Raw genomic sequence first — 16,699 nt, 5'->3', positions numbered from 1 at the left:
GTCGCTCGTAAGACTCGCTCCGTGGTTGTTGCTGATGGCGGATCGTTCGGCCACCGATGTGTGGGTCGGATGGTCGTGTCCGGTGTGTGCGGCGATGCGCTTGGCCGACTCGGGCGCGAGACGGGTCGCTCCGTGTTGGCTGGGAGGGCGGTAGCGGTCCGAGATCAAGCGGTGCGGGCGGATAACCAACTGCGCCAGTCGGCGACCAGATCGTCACGGCTGGTGCCGAGGACATCGCGCATGATGCGGTCCTCGCTCGCGGAGTCCTGTTTACCCGCGGCGATGCGGCGGTAGAGCTCGACCAGGCGCGGCTGGTCGAACTTATCGGCGACGAACGCGCAGACCGACCACGCCTGCTCATAGGCGGCGACGGCACCGCTGCCCGCGAAGTCCGCGGCGGACGGGAGATCGCGGGGGACATTTCCGGCACGAATGCGAGTGGCGACTGTCGGCGCGATATCGGCGAAACGATGTCCGGTGTCGAGGTGGGCCACGAACTCGGCGAACCCCTCGAGCATCCACTGCGGTGCGCCGTCGACGGTTTGGGCCCGCGTCGCGATATGGGTGAGTTCATGGCGCAGCAGCGTGCGCAGACCGTCGGCGTCGAGGCGGCGTCCGGCATCGGAGCTGAAGACCACGCGCTGGCCGGTCGGCTGGGTGCCGGGCACGAACGGATCGGCGACCGAGGCCGCGGCGACATCGGCGGGCATGCTCGCACCCGAGCGCACCAGCGCGGCGAACTCCGACGGATTCGACGCGACCACCACCATCGCGGACTGGGCCCAGCCCGGACCCCACACACCGGTGACGGCCGTGGTCGCGGCCGCGAGTTCGCCTGCGAGCGTATCGATTTCGGCCCGCTGCGCCGGATGACCGACAACCAGGGACTCCTGGCCGTTCCCGGTCGGCACCTGCTCCGTGACGAGTTGCCCGAAGGGGTCGACCGTCCGACGCACCGAGGCAAGGCGCGGATCGTCATCGGCGGCGTGCAGGCTGCCGATCGAAGTCGGCTGGGCCGCATGCAGTTTCGGCAGTACCGAATTCGGCACCATCAGCAGTGCACCGCAGGTTCCCGTCAGTACGGTCACCATCACGACGGTGGCGACGAACTGGAAGCGGCGCCGCACGAACAACCAGGCGTGGGCCCGCCGAAAGCTACTCATAGCTGATCAGTATCGCCGAGCCGAGTGATAGGGCGTCGACCCCATCGGCGCAACGGCTACCGGAACCCCGAATGTGGAGGCGTGCAGCATCAACCCATTGCCCGCATAGATGCCGACATGGGAGATATCGGAATAGAAGAACACGACGTCGCCGGGTTGCAGATCCTTCTGATCCACCGGGGTGCCATAGGAGGCCTGCTGCGAACTGGTCCGCGGTACATCCTTGCCGACCTGTTTGAAGGCCCACTGCACCAGGCCGGAGCAGTCGAACTGGTGCGGTCCGGTCGCGCCCCAGACATACGGGTCGCCGATGCGGGTGAGTCCGGCTGCCAACGCGCTGGTGCCGCTGCCCGGAACCAGCCCGCGCAGCAGGGTGTCGGTATCGAAACCGGGTGGGAACGGCGATCCGGCCAATGCCGATTTGTCCTTGGTGGACAACTGACCCCACGCCTCGACCACCTGCGCGATGGATCCGGACAGACCGGCCCGCTTGCGCTCGAGATCGGCGCGCACCTGGTCGGCCTTATCGGAGGCGGCGCGGGCGGTGTCGGCGGCGGCACGTGCGGCCTTTTCCGCCTCGGTCGCGGCGGCGGTCGCCTGCTTGTAGAGATTGAGCTGCTCGGAGTTCTTGGCCGAGATCACGTCGATGGTGGACATCTGGTCCAGCAGACGCTGCGGCGAATCGCTCAACAGGACAGCGGATAGCCGGCTCGTGCGCGCGCCCTGATAGGCGGCGATCACGGTGCGATCGATGATCGGCTGGAACCTGCGGACTTCCTCGCGGGCCGCATCGGCGGTCTGCGTGGCCGCGTCGAGTTTGGCGTCGGCATCGTGCAGGGCGTCGAGTTTGGTGTCGAGATCGGCCTGCGCGCCGAGCGCCTGTTGATTGAGCTGCTCGGATTCGCGGGACAGGTCGATCATCCGCTGTACGGCCTCACCGGCCGTGGTCGGCATGGCGGCCGGATCGGCTCCGGCTGGACTGCCACCGGAGAGTGCAGCGGCCAAGACTGCGACCGCTAATGCCCCTCCCACCAGACGTTTCCCGCGATGTCTCCGGTGATGTGCTGTCACAGCGCGCCAGGCCCCGTTTCTCTCGTGAAGCGATCTTGTCGCCTCCGCAAGCTGCGGAACTTCTGCGGCGAACTCCGCGAGCCGGGAAGGTCTCGATTAGGTTACGGAACGGCGTAGGTCCGTGTCCAGTGGGCCACAGAATGATCACTGGCTCTTTCGACCCGCAAGCGATCGCTACGCCGTGCCGTCCCGACGCCCGGCCCTCTCGTGCGGCCGGGCGGGGTGATCGAAAGAGCTGCTCAGAAGCGGCGCGCGCCGGCGACCGGCATGGAGGAGATCGGCGCGAGCTTCACCGGGGTGCCGGAGGTGGAGGCGTGGACGACGTTGCCGTCACCGGCGTACAGGCCGGAGTGGCTGCCGCCGTAGAACGACACCAGATCGCCCGGCTGCAGGTCGTCGAGCGAGACCGGGGTGCCGGCGTTCAGCTGCTCACCGCTGGTGCGCGGCAGCTCCAGGCCGGCCTGCTGGTAGGACCACTTGACCAGGCCCGAGCAGTCGAAGGCGTTCGGGCCCGCGGCGCCGTAGACGTACGGCGAGCCGACCTTGCTCATGGCGGCGTCGAGCGCGATATCGCCGACGGACTTCTTGGGGGCCATGAACGGCAGCGGGGCGGGGTTGGGCAGCTCGATGCCCGGGATGCCCTGCGGGATCGGGATCTCGTTGGGCACGTCGAAGGTGCCGACGCCGGGGATCGTGACCGGCTGGGCCGAGGCGGGCGCGGCGGGCAACAGGAAGACGCCGAGCGAGGCAGCTCCGACGGCTCCGGCCGCGACGGCACGCTTGGCATGTCGCTTGACGGTGTTGGTCGCCATGATGCGGTACTTCCAATCTGCCCCACGACGCCGCACCCGGTGGTACAGCGGACTGCGTGTCGAAGCACCGTCGGGTGGTGCGCCGAACTCCGTGAGGTCTCGAAAAGGTTACGAACACATCACGGTGGTTTGTAAAGCTGGAGGCATCCGAAATGGCGGTGCTCAACAAATTTGCCCCGGAATATGTGCGACTTATGTCACACCAATCACGAAACGATAACGACGGGTGATTTTCCGAAGATTTCGGCATCGCGGTCGAGCTGGAAGGCGTCCGGAGTCGGCGTGTCTCAGACGCGGGGTTTCTCGGAATTTCCCCAGGTCGTGTCGGTATCTTGGCGCGTGTTCGGTCGGGCGAGTCGAACCGATCGGTCTCGGCGCCCGGGTGGCGGGCAGCGCGCCGACGGCATCGGCTCCGAGCCGCCGGGCGTGTCCGTCCGTTTGATGTAAATTGCTGAACAATGTGATGTGCGCCACTTTTTGGTGTTCTAGATCATTTCGTGGGAATCAGGGCGAAATCCTCGCCGTGTAATTCGGACAATTCTCGGCTGAAATCCCAGGTGACTTTTCCGGCGGTTCCTGTCGTACCGACGCCCTACGCTGCACGCCGTGCCCGATCCGACGCCGCGCCAGGCCGCCGCACTGCAGTTGGCCTTCGACGAGCTCGAGACGCCGCTCTACGACACCACCTTCGTGGTCGTCGACCTCGAGACCACGGGCACCAGCCCCGAAGGCGACGCCATCACCGAGATCGGTGCGGTGAAGGTGCGCGGCGGTGAGGTGCTGGGGGAGTTCGCGACCCTGGTGAATCCGGGACGGGCCATACCGCCCGCGATCGTGCAGATCACCGGGATCACCACCGCGATGGTCTACGAGGCTCCCCGAATCGAGGCGGTGCTGCCGGGTTTTCTCGAGTTCGCCAAGGGTGCTGTGCTGGTCGCGCACAACGCCCGGTTCGATACGGCCTTCCTGCGCGCCGCAGCGGCCCGGATGGATACGCCGTGGCCGAGCGTGCCGGTGGTGTGCACGGTGAAGCTGGCGCGGCGCGTCCTCGCCCGGGACGAGGCTCCCTCGGTCCGGCTCGGTGTGCTCGCGCCGCTGCTCGGTGCGAGCACCCAGCCGAATCACCGTGCACTCGATGACGCAAGGGCGACAGTGGACGTGCTGCACGCCCTCATCGGACGGGTCGGCAATCTGGGCGTGCACAGCCTGACCGAACTGCTCGACTATCTGCCGAATGTCACACCGCGCCAACGCGCCAAGCGCGTTCTCGCCAATGATCTGCCGTCGAGTCCGGGCGTCTATCTCTTCCGCGGGCCCTCCGAGGAAGTCCTCTATATAGGGACGGCCGTGAATCTGCGTCGTCGCGTGCGCAATTACTTCACCGGATCCGAGACTCGCGGCCGGATGAAAGAGATGGTCTCCCTTGCCATCCGGGTCGACCACGTGGTGTGCGCGCACGGTCTGGAGGCCGGGGTACGCGAGCTGCGACTGATCGTCGCGCATACCCCGCCCTATAACCGGCGCTCGAAGTTCCCGAAGCGCGGTTGGTGGATAACGTTGACCGACGAACCTTTTCCCCGATTCGCGATCGCGCGCACACCGACCGCGGATGCATTGGGGCCGTTCCCTTCTCGGATGGACGCGAACGACGTCGCGCTGACCATCGCGGAGCACAGCGGCCTGCGCACCTGCACCACGCGACTACCGCGCGAGGGTCGCCACGACTGTCCGCCCGCGGTGGTCGGCGGATGTCCGGCGGCCGTCAGCGGCACTCCTATATATAGGGAGGAATACGAACCCGCCGCCGCGGCCGTCCGGGCGCTGTTCGCGGGGCACTCCGACGCGGCGCTGCGGGCCATGCTCGACCGGATCGAAACCCATTCGCATGCCGAACATTTCGAGGCCGCCGCCCGGCTGCGCGACCGGACCGTCGCGGTGGTGCGGGCACTGCACCGCACCCAGCGACTCGCCGCGGTGTCGCGGATCGCCGAACTGATCGCGGCGCATCCGGACGGTGCGGGCGGCTGGGAGTACGCGGTGATCCGCTATGGGCGGCTGGCGGGGGCCGGCACCTCGGTGCGGGGTGTGCCGCCTATGCCGGTGATCGAACGCATCGTCGCGGCATCGGAGACCGTACTGCCGGATCCGGTGCCGCCGTTGCGCGGTGCGTCGCCGGAGGAGGTCGGTCTGGTGACGCGATGGTTGGGGCGGCCGGGGGTGCGGATCGTGCGTACGAGCGAGGGATACGGTGATTCGATCCGAAGTGCCGGACGCTGGGCCGGGTGGGCGGATCTCGCCGATGCGGCCGCACGGGCCCGACTGCATGGGCCGGAGACCGAACTCGCCGAGTACGAGGGCGGTGACCGCCTAGGCTGACAGCCATGATTACCGCGATCGTGATGATCCAGGCCGAGAACGCCCGCATTCCGGAGACCGCACAGGCGGTCGCCGATACCGTCGGCGTCACCGAGGTCTATTCCTGCGCGGGCGATGTCGACCTGATCGCGATCGTGCGGGTGCGCGACCACGAGGAGATCGCCGAGGTGGTGACCGGCCGGATCGACAAGACCCCCGGCGTCGCCCGCACCACCACCCACATCGCCTTCAAGTCCTACTCCAGCGCCGACGTCGAAGCGGGCTTCTCCCTCGGCGAGTGAGCCGTACTCAGCGCACGAGGATGGAGGATCCGGAGAAGGTGCGGGAGGCGCCGGAGGGAAGTACGGCGCCGGCTTCGCCCTTGCAACCGGCCATATAGAAGACGGTGACGGTGGCGTCGGTGTGGTTTTCGATGGCCAAGGGGGCGGCGCCGCCACCGATCTGCAGGCAGCCGGACGGTCCGCGGTAGACGCTGCCGTTGACGACCAGGCTGCCCTGTGCCGCGTGTGCGGCGGGTCCGCCGGCGACCGCCGCGGCGATAGATAGCATGCCTAGTGCCGCGTAAACGCCCCGCTTCATCATGTGCTCCTCAGCAGTCGAGCCGGGCGGCGTAGGCCCGACGCGAAAACGGGGCGACGCCGGATTGCCGCGTCACTGTAACCTCTACCGCCACAAGAGGTCTGCCGACATGCGGCGCACGATTCGCGCCGCGGCAGTTAGTTGTCGCCGAGGGTGTTGGTGAGCTTGGCCCAGCGGTCGAGCAATGCGGCGGATTTGCCGGTGTCGATGGCTTCGGCCGCGCGATCGATGCCCGCGGCGAGGGCGTCGTGGATATCGGCATCCGGATCGCCGACACCCTGGGACAGGTCGTAGGCGACGATCGCGGCGGCGGAATTGAGCAGTACCGCATCGCGCACCGGGCCGGCGGTACCCGCGAATACGCTGCGCGCGACACCCGCATTGACCTCCGCGTCGCCGCCGCGCAATGCGTTCAGTTCGACGCGCGCGATGCCGATGCGGGTCGGATCGATGGTGGTTTCGCGCAGCTTCCCGCCCGATACCACCCACGCGTCGGTGGTATCGGAGGTGGTGATCTCGTCCAAGCCGTCATTGCCGCGCACCACGATCGCGCTGGCGCCGCGCTCGGCGAAAACCCCGGCGATCACCGGCAACAGTTCGGGGAACGCGCAGCCGACCAGCCCGGCTCGCGGTTGCGCGGGGTTGGTGAGCGGGCCGAGCACATTGAAGACGGTGGGGATGCCGATTTCCTTGCGGGCCGGACCGGCGAAGCGCAACGCGGGGTGGAACAGCGGCGCGAAGCAGAAGCCGATGCCGACCTCCCGCACGCAGCGAGCGACGGCATCGGGGCCGAGGGCCAGCTTCACGCCCAAGGCCTCCAGCACATCGGCGCCACCGCTCTTCGAGGAGGCCGCGCGATTGCCGTGCTTGACCACGGGCACACCGGCCGAGGCCACCACGATCGAGGACATCGTCGAGATATTGACCGAACCGGACCGGTCACCGCCGGTCCCGACAATGTCCACCGCGTCGCCGTCGACGTGTACCAGGCGGGCGTGGCCGAGCATGCCCGCCGCCATGCCGGACAGCTCCGTAGGAGTCGGGCCCTTGATCTTCATCGCGACACCGAACGCGGCGATCTGCGCCTGCGTCGCATTGTCGGTGAAGATCTCGTCGATCACCCAGGTCGTGTCGTCCGCTGCCAGATCGCCACCATCGGCAAGGGTCCCGAGTACTTGGGGCCAGCTGCGCATGTCCACTTCTCCTGTCACCACTGGTTCGCGCACCAGTCTGTCGCGATAGAGCGTAGTGGTCGAGACGTTATTACCGCTGCGCGGTCGCGGAACCCGGTTGCAGGGCGTCCCAGCCGTCCGTGACGCCGTCGTGGCGCTGGGCGAGACCGACCATCCTGGCCCGCTCCTGCGAGCAGTGCAGTGCGTCGAGCAGCTGAACCCGTTGCAGGATCAGCGATTCCAGTTCGTGCGGACCTTCGGTGCGTGGCGCCGCGGCGTAACCGTCCTGGGCCGCGATCGCGCACACCTCATCGATCCGATCGGGCGGAATGCGCAAATGATGGCGCAGCAGCGCGGGCTCGTCGGCTTTGAGAGCCGAAGCGCGCGAGAGTGTCGTCGAACACGCCTCGGCGTCATCGAAGCACTCCGCTACGACTACTAGATCGGAACGGGTCGGATCGAGCGGTTCGGGTTCGCTCCCGCCGAACAGCCGTTGCCACCACCGCGTCACATCCGCCTCCTCATCTCAGCTTTTCCTTACCCACGCCTGTCACCATTCGAGGCGGTAACCCTGTGCTCGCGCGACATTCACACCCCTACATCACCACAACGGAGCGAGTCTTACGAGCGACCGTCGGCGGCCCGTCTCGCGGCCGAGTCGTCGAAGCGCATGCGACGAAGTCGCGAGTCTCGACGGCGCCGCTAGCGACTGCTTGCAGGTCGCTCGAAATGGTCGGCCGCGAGACACCAGGGGGCCGCCGACACGCCGGCCGCAGGCCGGCCATCAAACACTGTCTGTCCGTGCGTTTTCCGACACGGGAGGACAAGTTTCGCACCCGGGTACTTGTGTCGTACTACGACGAGTCATACTTACCCCCGTGACGACCGCAGTAGGGACCCCAGGATCGGCCATTACTCAGCGTGTGCATTCGCTGAACCGGCCCAACATGGTGAGCGTCGGTACCATCATCTGGCTGTCTAGCGAGCTGATGTTCTTTGCCGGGCTCTTCGCGATGTACTTCGTCGCGCGCGCCCAGGCCCACGGCAACTGGCCGCCGGAACCGACCGAGCTGAACCTCAAGCTTGCCGTGCCGGTCACCACCGTGCTGGTCGCCTCGTCGTTCACCTGCCAGATGGGTGTGTTCGCGGCGGAGAAGGGCGATGTGTTCGGCCTGCGCCGCTGGTATGTCGTCACCCTGATCATGGGTGCGCTGTTCGTGGCCGGTCAGGGCTACGAGTACACCAACCTGGTCAAGGAAGGCACCTCGATCTCGAGCAGTGCCTACGGCTCGGTGTTCTACATCACCACGGGTTTCCACGGTCTGCACGTCATCGGCGGTCTGATCGCCTTCGTGTTCCTGCTGGTCCGCACCAAGGTCAGTAAGTTCACCCCGGCACAGGCCACCGCCGCGATCGTCGTCTCGTACTACTGGCACTTCGTCGACATCGTCTGGATCGGGCTGTTCGCCACGATCTACTTCGTCCGCTGAGTCGGGCCAGTACCCCAAATCTTTTGCACAAGTCGGTTCCGTCTACTCCAAAGGGACACAGATGAGTTCATCTCCCCCGTCAGCGCCAGAGCCCGCCAGCCCCGGGAACGGCCAGGCAAGCAAGACGCGCAAGCAACGCCGTATGCGGCGTCGCATCGCGGGTGGGCTTGCGCTGTTGGTGGGCCTCGTCGGAGCCGGATTCCTCGCCACCGCGATCACGCCGGACCCCCAGGTCGCGACCGCGCACGAGGACCAGTCCGCGCTGATCCGCGACGGTAAGCAGCTCTACGAGACCTCCTGCATCACCTGCCACGGCGCCAACCTGCAGGGCGTGCCCGACCGCGGTCCGAGCCTCATCGGCGTCGGCGAGGCGGCGGTCTACTTCCAGGTCTCCTCGGGTCGCATGCCGCTGGCCGCCAACCAGGCGCAGGCCACGCGCAAGCCGCCGAAGTTCGATGCCCACCAGACCGACGCCCTCGGCGCGTACATCGCCGCCAACGGGGGCGGCCCGTCCGTGGTGCGCGACGCCAACGGCGAGATCGCGCAGGAATCGCTGCGCGGGCCGGACATCGCTCGCGGCTCCGAGCTGTTCCGGATGAACTGCGCGTCCTGCCACAACTTCACCGGCCGTGGCGGCGCGCTGTCCTCGGGTAAGTACGCGCCGCCGTTGGAGCCCGCCAGTGAGCAGCAGATCTACGCCGCGATGCTCACCGGCCCCGAGAACATGCCGAAGTTCTCCGACCGGCAGCTGAGCCCGGAAGAGAAGCGCGACATCGTCGCCTACGTCAAGAACGCCACCGAGGAGAAGAGCCCTGGCGGCTGGGATCTCGGCGGGTTCGGTCCCGCGACCGAGGGGCTGGCCATGTGGGTGGTCGGCATCACGCTCGTCGTCGGCGCCGCGATGTGGATCGGATCACGTTCATGAGCGAAAACAAGGAGCCAAACGACATGGGTCGGCCGGATGAGGGCCACGACGGCGCGGAGCCGTCGAACGAGCAGGTGAACACCACACCGGCGGAGCCCACCGAGGAAGAACTCGACGCGATGTCGCGCGACGAGCTGGTCAAGCTCGGTACCGAGCGCGACGGCGTCGACGTCGCCTACCGGCGCCAGCGGTTCCCGGTGCCGGGCACCCGCGCCGAGAAGCGCGCCGAGCGGCAGGTCTCGTTCTGGTTCGCGGTCTCCGGTATCGCCGCCGCGGTCCTGGTCGGGGTCTTCCTGTTCTGGCCATGGGAGTTCAAGGGCTCGAACGAGGACGGCCACACCGCCTACTCGCTGTTCACCCCGCTGGTCGGCCTCAGCCTCGGTATCGCCGTGCTGGTCATCGGCGTCGCGGTCGTGCTGATCCGCAAGAAGTTCATCCCGGCCGAGCTGTCCATTCAGGTGCGGCACGACGGGCCCTCGCCCGAGGTCGAGCGCCGCACCCTGGTCGCCGAGCTGCAGGACGCGCTGGACACCTCCACGCTCGGTCGCCGCAAGATGATCACCCGGACCGCGGGCGCCGGTGTAGGCGTGCTCGGTATCGGTGCGCTGCTGGTCTTCGTCGGCGGCATGATCAAGAACCCGTGGGCCAAGGGCGACAAGTCGCCGTTGTGGGTCTCGGGCTGGACCCCGGACTTCCCCGGCGAGACGATCTACATCCGTCGCGATACCGGTCGCCCCGAGGACGTCATGCTGGTGCGTCCCGAGGATCTGGACGCGGGCGCGATGGAGACGGTGTTCCCGTGGAAGGAGAAGTGGCGCGGTGACGAGCACGCGACGCTGCAGTCCCTGCGCGGTATCCGCAACGCCGTGATGCTGATCCGGCTGCGCACCGAAGACGCGCAGAAGGCCATCAAGCGCAAGGGTCAGGAGAGCTTCAACTACGGCGACTACTTCGCCTACTCGAAGATCTGCACCCACCTCGGTTGCCCGACGTCGCTGTTCGAGCAGCAGACCAACAAGATTCTGTGCCCCTGCCACCAGTCGCAGTTCCTGGCGACCGAATGGGGTAAGCCGGTCTTCGGTCCCGCCGCTCGCGCACTGCCGCAGCTGCCGATCACCGTCAACTCCGAGGGCTACCTGGTCGCTGCGGGCGACTTCATCGAGCCGCTCGGACCGGCCTACTGGGAGCGTCGTTCATGAGTCCTTCAGCCGCAGCCCAAGCCCACGAGGCCGACGAGCGCTATCGCGCCGCGGCGTTCGTGAAGCGGTCGATCAACAAGGTCTTCCCGACCCACTGGTCGTTCCTGCTCGGCGAGATCGCGCTCTACAGCTTCATCATCCTGCTGCTGTCGGGTGTTTATCTGACGCTGTTCTTCGATCCGTCGATGAGCGAGGTCGTCTACAACGGCGCCTACCAGCCGCTGCGTGGTGTGACCATGTCGCGGGCCTACGAGACGGCGCTGAACATCTCCTTCGAGGTGCGCGGCGGTCTGTTCGTGCGCCAGGTGCACCATTGGGCCGCACTGCTTTTCGCGGCCTCGATCATCGTGCACCTGTTCCGCATCTTCTTCACCGGTGCGTTCCGCAAGCCGCGTGAGGCGAACTGGGTCATCGGCTGCCTGCTGCTGATCCTGGCCATGTTCGAGGGCTTCTTCGGCTACTCGCTGCCCGACGATCTGCTCTCGGGTACCGGTCTGCGGGCCGCGTTCGGCGGTATCACGATGAGTATCCCGATCGTCGGCACCTGGATGCACTGGCTGATCTTCGGCGGTGACTTCCCCGGCGACATCATCATTCCGCGCCTGTACATCGCGCACGTGCTGCTGTTCCCCGGCATCATCCTGGCGCTGATCGCCGCGCACGTCGCGCTGGTCTGGTACCAGAAGCACACGCAGTTCCCCGGCCCTGGCCGCACCGAGAACAATGTCATCGGTGCGCGCATCGTGCCGGTGTTCGCCTCGGATCAGGGCGCGTTCTTCGCCTTCACCCTCGGCATCGTGGCGATCATGGCCGGTGTGCTGCAGATCAACCCGATCTGGAACATGGGTCCGTACAACCCCTCGCAGGTGTCGGCGGGTTCGCAGCCCGACTTCTACATGATGTGGACCGACGGTCTGGCGCGTCTGATGCCGCCGTGGGAGCTCTACCTGGGTCGTTACACGGTGCCCGCCGTGTTCTGGGTGGCGCTGATCATGGGTCTGGTGTTCACGGTGCTGATCCTGTACCCGTGGATCGAGAAGCGCCTCACCGGCGACGATGTGCACCACAACCTGCTGCAGCGCCCGCGCGACGTGCCGGTGCGCACGGCGATCGGTGCGATGTCGATCGGTTTCTACGTGGTGCTGACGCTCTCGTGCGTCAACGACATCCTGGCGCTGAAGTTCGACATCTCGTTGAACGCCACCACCTGGATGGGTCGCATCGGCCTGCTGGTCGTGCCGCCGGTGGCGTACTTCATCGCCTACCGGTTCTGCATCGGTCTGCAGCGCAGTGACCGGGCGGTGCTCGAGCACGGCATCGAGACCGGTGTGATCAAGCGTCTGCCGCACGGTGAGTACATCGAGGTGCACCAGCCGCTGGGCCCGGTCGACGATCACGGCCACCCGGTCCCGCTGGAGTACCAGGGCGCGCCTGTGCCCAAGAAGATGAACAAGCTGGGTTCGGCCGGTAAGCCGGGCACCGGTAGCTTCCTGCGCGCCGACCCGCCGCACGAGATCGAACAGGCCTTCGAGGACGAGCACGCGGAAGAGCACAAGCAGCTCGCCGTACTGCAGAAGGTCCAGGAGAAGACGAACGGTCAGAACGGTAGTCACTCGCACTGACAGATAAACAGAAGGCCCCGAGTCGAATCGACTCGGGGCCTTCTGCTTTAAATGGATACCCGGCGGCGGGCGGCCTCGATGGCCTCGAATTTGGCCAGGTTGTGGCGGGCGTCGGCGAGGGCGTCGTGGGCGTCCGGGGGGACCGGGGGCAGTTCGGGACGACCGTGGGCCTCCCAGTGTTGCCGCAGTTCGTTGGTGTAGCGGGGGAGGGCGTTGGGTAGATCGACCATGGAGCCCCAGAGCTGGCACAGGGCGACGTGGTCGTAGGCGGCCACCCAGGCCCACAGTTCGGGGGTGACGCTGGGGCGCGGGACCAGGAATTCGTAGAGGTCTTTGCGGATCTGTTCGCGGCTGCGCCAGAGCGGGGAGGCGGGCGGCGGAAGCTGCGGAAGCACGTACCTGCGTACCCACGGGCCCGCCCGTTCGGGATCGAATTCGGTTGAGACCGCGTAGTATTCGCGGCCGTCCTCGCAGACCACACCGATCGATACGAGGTCGATAGTCGACCCGTCCTCGATGAATTCGCAGTCATAAAAATATCGAAGCGAGATCGGTCTCTCCTCCAAAGATCGGTACGGTACGGCGATACTGCCCGGCAATCCACCCTAGGTGGGCAGAATCCACCCCTAATACCGGGTACCTGGATGCTCGGGGGTATCCGTATTCTGAACAGGTGAACTGGACCGTCGACGTACCCATCGATCGCCTGCCGGAGCTGCCGCCGCTGCCCGCAGAGCTGCGGAGGCGGCTGGACGACGCGCTGGCGCGTCCGGCGCTACAGCAGCCGGCGTGGGATCCGGAGCAGGCGGCAATGATGCGCACCGTGCTGGAGAGCGTGCCGCCGATCTGCGTGCCCGCCGAGGTGGAAGAGCTACGCGGGCAGCTCGCGGAGGTGGCGCGCGGCGAGGCCTTCCTGATGCAGGGCGGTGACTGCGCGGAGACCTTCGCCGACAACACCGAACCGCATATCCGCGGCAATATCCGCACCCTGCTGCAGATGGCCGTCGTGCTCACCTACGGCGCCAGCCTGCCGGTGGTCAAGGTCGCGCGTATCGCGGGCCAGTACGCGAAGCCCCGCTCCTCGGATACCGACGCGCTCGGCCTGAAGTCCTACCGCGGTGACATGGTGAACTCGCTGGTCGCCGACTCGAAGGTGCGCGAACACGACCCCTCGCGACTGGTGCGCGCCTACGCCAACGCCAGCGCGGCCATGAATCTGGTACGCGCCCTGACCGGTGCGGGCATGGCGGATCTGCACCGTGTGCACGACTGGAACCGCGATTTCGTTGCCCAGTCGCCCGCTGGTGCACGCTATGAGGCGATGGCCGGGGAGATCGACCGCGGTCTGGCCTTCATGACCGCCTGCCGGGTGAACGATCCGAGCTTGCAGTCGGCCCGCATCTACGCCAGCCACGAGGCGCTGGTGCTGGACTACGAGCGCGCCATGCTGCGCCTCGGCCAGAACCCGGCGGGCGAGCCGGTGCTCTACGACCTGTCCGCGCACTTCCTATGGATCGGCGAGCGCACCCGTCAGCTCGACGGCGCGCATATCGCCTTCGCGGAACTGCTGGCCAACCCGATCGGCCTCAAGATCGGCCCGACCACCACGCCGGATCAGGCCGTGGAGTACGTCGAGCGGCTCGATCCCAATAACGAGCCGGGCCGGTTGACCATCGTCTCGCGCATGGGCAATAACAAGGTTCGCGACGTGCTGCCGCCCATTATCGAGAAGGTGCAGGCGACCGGACACCAGGTCATCTGGCAGTGCGACCCCATGCACGGCAACACCCACGAGGCCTCCACCGGCTACAAGACCCGGCACTTCGACCGGATCATCGACGAGGTGCAGGGCTTCTTCGAGGTGCACCACGCACTCGGCACGCATCCCGGCGGTCTGCACATCGAACTGACCGGTGAGGATGTCACCGAATGTCTCGGCGGCGCACAGGACATCTCCGATCTGGATCTGTCCGGTCGCTACGAGACCGCATGTGACCCGCGGCTGAACACCCAGCAGTCGCTGGAACTGGCCTTCCTGGTCGCCGAAATGCTGCGCTGACCAAGGTTTTCCGACAGGAGCGCTGCGATTGCGGCGCTCCTTTGTCGTCAGGGCAGCGCCGTCAGTGAGACGGTACTGCCCGCCTCGACATTGGAACCCACGCCCGGAACTTGCCCGATCACTACGGAGCTGTCGGACGGGGCGAGCTGACGCACCGCCACCACCAGGCCGAGCGCCTGCAGCTTGGAGCGGGCGTCGGCGACGCTCGAGCCGACCAGCAGGGGCACCTTCACAGCATTCGAGACGATCAGGGTGACGCCGTCGCCGGACTGGATCGTGGTGCCGGCGGCCGGCTCGGTGCCGATGACGGTATCCGCCTCTATCGTGCGGTCGAATTGAGTTCTGGTCTCGCGCACCGTGATTCCGGCCGCGGTGAGCACCTTGTTCGCTTCCTCGGTGGTCTTGCCGCGCACATCGGGCATCTTCACCGGCTGAGATCCCTTGCTGCGGTATACCTTGACCTGCGCGGCCAGCGGCAGGACGGTGCCGGGAGCCGGATCCGCCTTCGCGAAGGTGCCCTTGGGTGCGGTGCTGCCGGTTTCGCCCGCGTCCACCGGTTGCAGTCCGGCATCGCGGATGAGCTGGTTGACCTTCGAAATGTCATCGCCCGCTTTGATATCCGGCACCCGGGGCTTGCCGCTGGAGATCAGCACGGCCACCGTCGAACCCTTGGTGACCTTGGATCCGGCCGAGGGATCGGTGCCGACCACCCCGCCGACCGGGATGGTGTCGGAGGTCTTCTGTCTGATCTCGGTGTCGAAACCGGCATCCGCCAGCGCCGAAATCGCGCTGGCCTGATCCTTTCCGGCGACCGACGGGACGGCCGAGTAGCGCCCGATGCCCAACCACCAGCCGCCGATCCCGACGAGCAAGGTCAGGACCGCGACGACGGCTACCCAGAGCAGGACCGTGCGCCGCGATTTGGTCCGGTCGTCCGCGAAGGGTGACGACTGCGGTGAATGCGATGGTGCGTAGTGATCGCGGTAGGCGTCCGGCGGCCCGTAGTTGTCGGGCGGACCGTAGTCGGGCACCCGCGGCCGCGCCGCGGTGACGACCTTGGTGTGCTGCTCGGACTGCGGTGGCGGTGCCGCGGCCCTGGCCTGCTGCGGGGTCGGCGCGGCGGTCTTGAAGCTGGCGCTGAGATGTTCGGCCGACTCCTGGGGGGCGGGCACCCGGTACGGCGGCAGATTCAGCGCGACCCCGATCGAATGCAGTTCGGCCGCCATCTCGTTGGCATCGGCGAAGCGATGCGCGGGTTCGCGGTTGGTGGCCCGCGCGATCAGCTCGTCGAACTCCTGCGGGACTCCGGCGATGAAATCGCTCGGGCTGGGCACATCGTTCTCGATGCGCTGGTATGCCACCGATAGCGAAGTGTCGCCGGTGAACGGGACCTGGCCGGTCAGCAGTTCGAAGATCAGGATGCCGAAGGAGTAGACATCGCTGCGCGAATCGGCGGTGCCGGCGGTCACCTGTTCGGGTGACAGGTAGGCAGCGGTGCCGAGAATAACGCTCGCCGAGGTGGTGTTCGCGGCCGCGACGGCACGCACCAGACCGAAATCGGCGATCTTGACCTCGCCGGAATCGGAGATCAGCACATTCTCCGGTTTGATATCGCGATGGATCAGGCCCGCCGAATGCGCGACGCCGATCGCGGCCAGTACCGGCTCGGCGACCGCGCGCACCGCATGCGGTGGCATCGGACCGCGTTCGCGCAGCAGCTCGCGCAGCGTGCCGCCCTCGACCAACTCCATGATCAGGAACGGATACTCGCCATCCACACCCTGGTCATAGACCGCGACCAGAGACGGATGCTTGAGCTTGGCGACCGCGCGCGCCTCGAATTCGAACCGGGACAGGAACTGGGGATCGGCGGCGAACTTGGGATCCATCACCTTGATGGCGACCGGACGGTCCAGACGGGTATCCACCCCTCGGAAGACCATCGACATCCCGCCCCGCGCGATCGGCGCATCGATGCGGTAGCGCCCCTCCAGGATTTGCCCGATCAAGTGATGTCCTCCGGCTTTCACAAAGTTCTCACCCCTCGCTCCGAATGCGACAAGCGATTGACCGCCTCGCGCGGCCCGCTCACGATCGTAGCTGTGTCGATTGGCTGTGTTTTTGGCCGCGCGGGCGCGGCGTGTTCGCGGCCCCCTGGTGTGGGGGGGGGGCGGGGGGGGGCCAACCCGCGAACGGGCGCGCGCGGAGGAGCGACCGCGCCCCCGCCCGGC

At 66.9% G+C, this 16,699-nt stretch carries 15 protein-coding genes; 7 read left to right on the top strand and 8 right to left on the bottom strand.

All coding sequences use genetic code 11. The features are described 5' to 3' along the window. Positions 1-164 precede the first annotated feature (164 nt). From ACIBW7_RS27430 to ACIBW7_RS27420, 3 genes are all read right to left on the bottom strand, one after another. Positions 165-1,163 carry a hypothetical protein gene (locus ACIBW7_RS27430; protein WP_397051097.1) on the bottom strand — a complete coding sequence of 333 codons (999 nt, stop codon included), beginning with the start codon at positions 1,161-1,163 and terminating at the stop codon, positions 165-167. Positions 1,164-1,169: 6 nt separating this feature from the next. Beyond that, the gene (locus tag ACIBW7_RS27425; RefSeq protein WP_397051095.1) at positions 1,170-2,234 is read right to left on the bottom strand and encodes an NlpC/P60 family protein; all 1,065 of its coding nucleotides are present in this window, start codon (positions 2,232-2,234) and stop codon (positions 1,170-1,172) included. Positions 2,235-2,473: 239 nt separating this feature from the next. Further along, a complete protein-coding gene (locus ACIBW7_RS27420; protein ID WP_397051093.1) occupies positions 2,474-3,046 on the bottom strand; it encodes a C40 family peptidase in 573 nt (190 codons plus the stop codon). A 606-nt stretch (positions 3,047-3,652) separates the two neighbouring features. Between ACIBW7_RS27420 and ACIBW7_RS27415 the strand changes: the two genes are divergently transcribed. Together ACIBW7_RS27415 and ACIBW7_RS27410 are read left to right on the top strand one after the other, a co-directional pair. After that, positions 3,653-5,422: a DEDD exonuclease domain-containing protein gene (locus ACIBW7_RS27415; protein ID WP_397051091.1), complete on the top strand. Its 1,770-nt coding sequence runs from the start codon at positions 3,653-3,655 to the stop codon at positions 5,420-5,422. Positions 5,423-5,427: 5 nt separating this feature from the next. Beyond that, positions 5,428-5,703 (top strand): Lrp/AsnC family transcriptional regulator, encoded by a 276-nt coding sequence (locus ACIBW7_RS27410; RefSeq protein WP_040688558.1) that lies wholly within the window; start codon positions 5,428-5,430, stop codon positions 5,701-5,703. A gap of 7 nt (positions 5,704-5,710) precedes the next feature. Here the strand turns inward: ACIBW7_RS27410 and ACIBW7_RS27405 are convergent, their stop codons facing one another. The 3 genes from ACIBW7_RS27405 to ACIBW7_RS27395 form a co-directional block, all read right to left on the bottom strand. Beyond that, entirely contained in the window at positions 5,711-6,001 is a 291-nt protein-coding gene (locus ACIBW7_RS27405) for a hypothetical protein (protein WP_397051088.1), read from the bottom strand. A gap of 137 nt (positions 6,002-6,138) precedes the next feature. After that, entirely contained in the window at positions 6,139-7,194 is a 1,056-nt protein-coding gene (gene trpD / locus ACIBW7_RS27400) for an anthranilate phosphoribosyltransferase (RefSeq protein WP_397051086.1), read from the bottom strand. A 70-nt stretch (positions 7,195-7,264) separates the two neighbouring features. Next, entirely contained in the window at positions 7,265-7,684 is a 420-nt protein-coding gene (locus tag ACIBW7_RS27395; RefSeq protein ID WP_397051084.1) for a hypothetical protein, read from the bottom strand. A 367-nt stretch (positions 7,685-8,051) separates the two neighbouring features. On the opposite strand from ACIBW7_RS27395, the gene ACIBW7_RS27390 reads away from it, so the two are divergent. The 4 genes from ACIBW7_RS27390 (at position 8,052) to ACIBW7_RS27375 (ending at position 12,409) form a co-directional block, all read left to right on the top strand. Then, the gene (locus ACIBW7_RS27390) at positions 8,052-8,663 is read left to right on the top strand and encodes a heme-copper oxidase subunit III (RefSeq protein ID WP_040688563.1); all 612 of its coding nucleotides are present in this window, start codon (positions 8,052-8,054) and stop codon (positions 8,661-8,663) included. A gap of 61 nt (positions 8,664-8,724) precedes the next feature. Continuing rightward, positions 8,725-9,588 carry a c-type cytochrome gene (locus ACIBW7_RS27385; RefSeq protein ID WP_397051082.1) on the top strand — a complete coding sequence of 288 codons (864 nt, stop codon included), beginning with the start codon at positions 8,725-8,727 and terminating at the stop codon, positions 9,586-9,588. Positions 9,589-9,611: 23 nt separating this feature from the next. Further along, the gene (locus ACIBW7_RS27380) at positions 9,612-10,787 is read left to right on the top strand and encodes a ubiquinol-cytochrome c reductase iron-sulfur subunit (protein WP_397051080.1); all 1,176 of its coding nucleotides are present in this window, start codon (positions 9,612-9,614) and stop codon (positions 10,785-10,787) included. Next, a complete protein-coding gene (locus ACIBW7_RS27375) occupies positions 10,784-12,409 on the top strand; it encodes a cytochrome bc complex cytochrome b subunit (protein WP_397051078.1) in 1,626 nt (541 codons plus the stop codon). Before ACIBW7_RS27380 ends, ACIBW7_RS27375 begins: the two co-directional genes overlap by 4 nt. A gap of 47 nt (positions 12,410-12,456) precedes the next feature. On the opposite strand, the gene ACIBW7_RS27370 is transcribed toward ACIBW7_RS27375, so the two are convergent. Then, positions 12,457-12,975, bottom strand: coding sequence for a polyadenylate-specific 3'-exoribonuclease AS (locus ACIBW7_RS27370; protein WP_397051076.1), 519 nt, complete (start codon positions 12,973-12,975; stop codon positions 12,457-12,459). A gap of 107 nt (positions 12,976-13,082) precedes the next feature. On the opposite strand from ACIBW7_RS27370, the gene ACIBW7_RS27365 reads away from it, so the two are divergent. Next, complete coding sequence (locus ACIBW7_RS27365; RefSeq protein WP_397051074.1) at positions 13,083-14,468, top strand: class II 3-deoxy-7-phosphoheptulonate synthase; 1,386 nt, start codon at positions 13,083-13,085, stop codon at positions 14,466-14,468. 47 nt (positions 14,469-14,515) lie between these two features. Here the strand turns inward: ACIBW7_RS27365 and pknB are convergent, their stop codons facing one another. Further along, a complete protein-coding gene (pknB, locus tag ACIBW7_RS27360) occupies positions 14,516-16,477 on the bottom strand; it encodes a Stk1 family PASTA domain-containing Ser/Thr kinase (RefSeq protein WP_397051072.1) in 1,962 nt (653 codons plus the stop codon). Between the last annotated feature and the right edge of the window lie 222 nt (positions 16,478-16,699).

The organism is Nocardia sp. NPDC049526 (assembly GCF_044465765.1).
Classification (GTDB): Bacteria; Actinomycetota; Actinomycetes; order Mycobacteriales; family Mycobacteriaceae; genus Nocardia.
The sequence above is the reverse complement of the archived record's forward strand: the minus strand, read 5'-3'. Positions and strand labels throughout refer to the sequence as shown.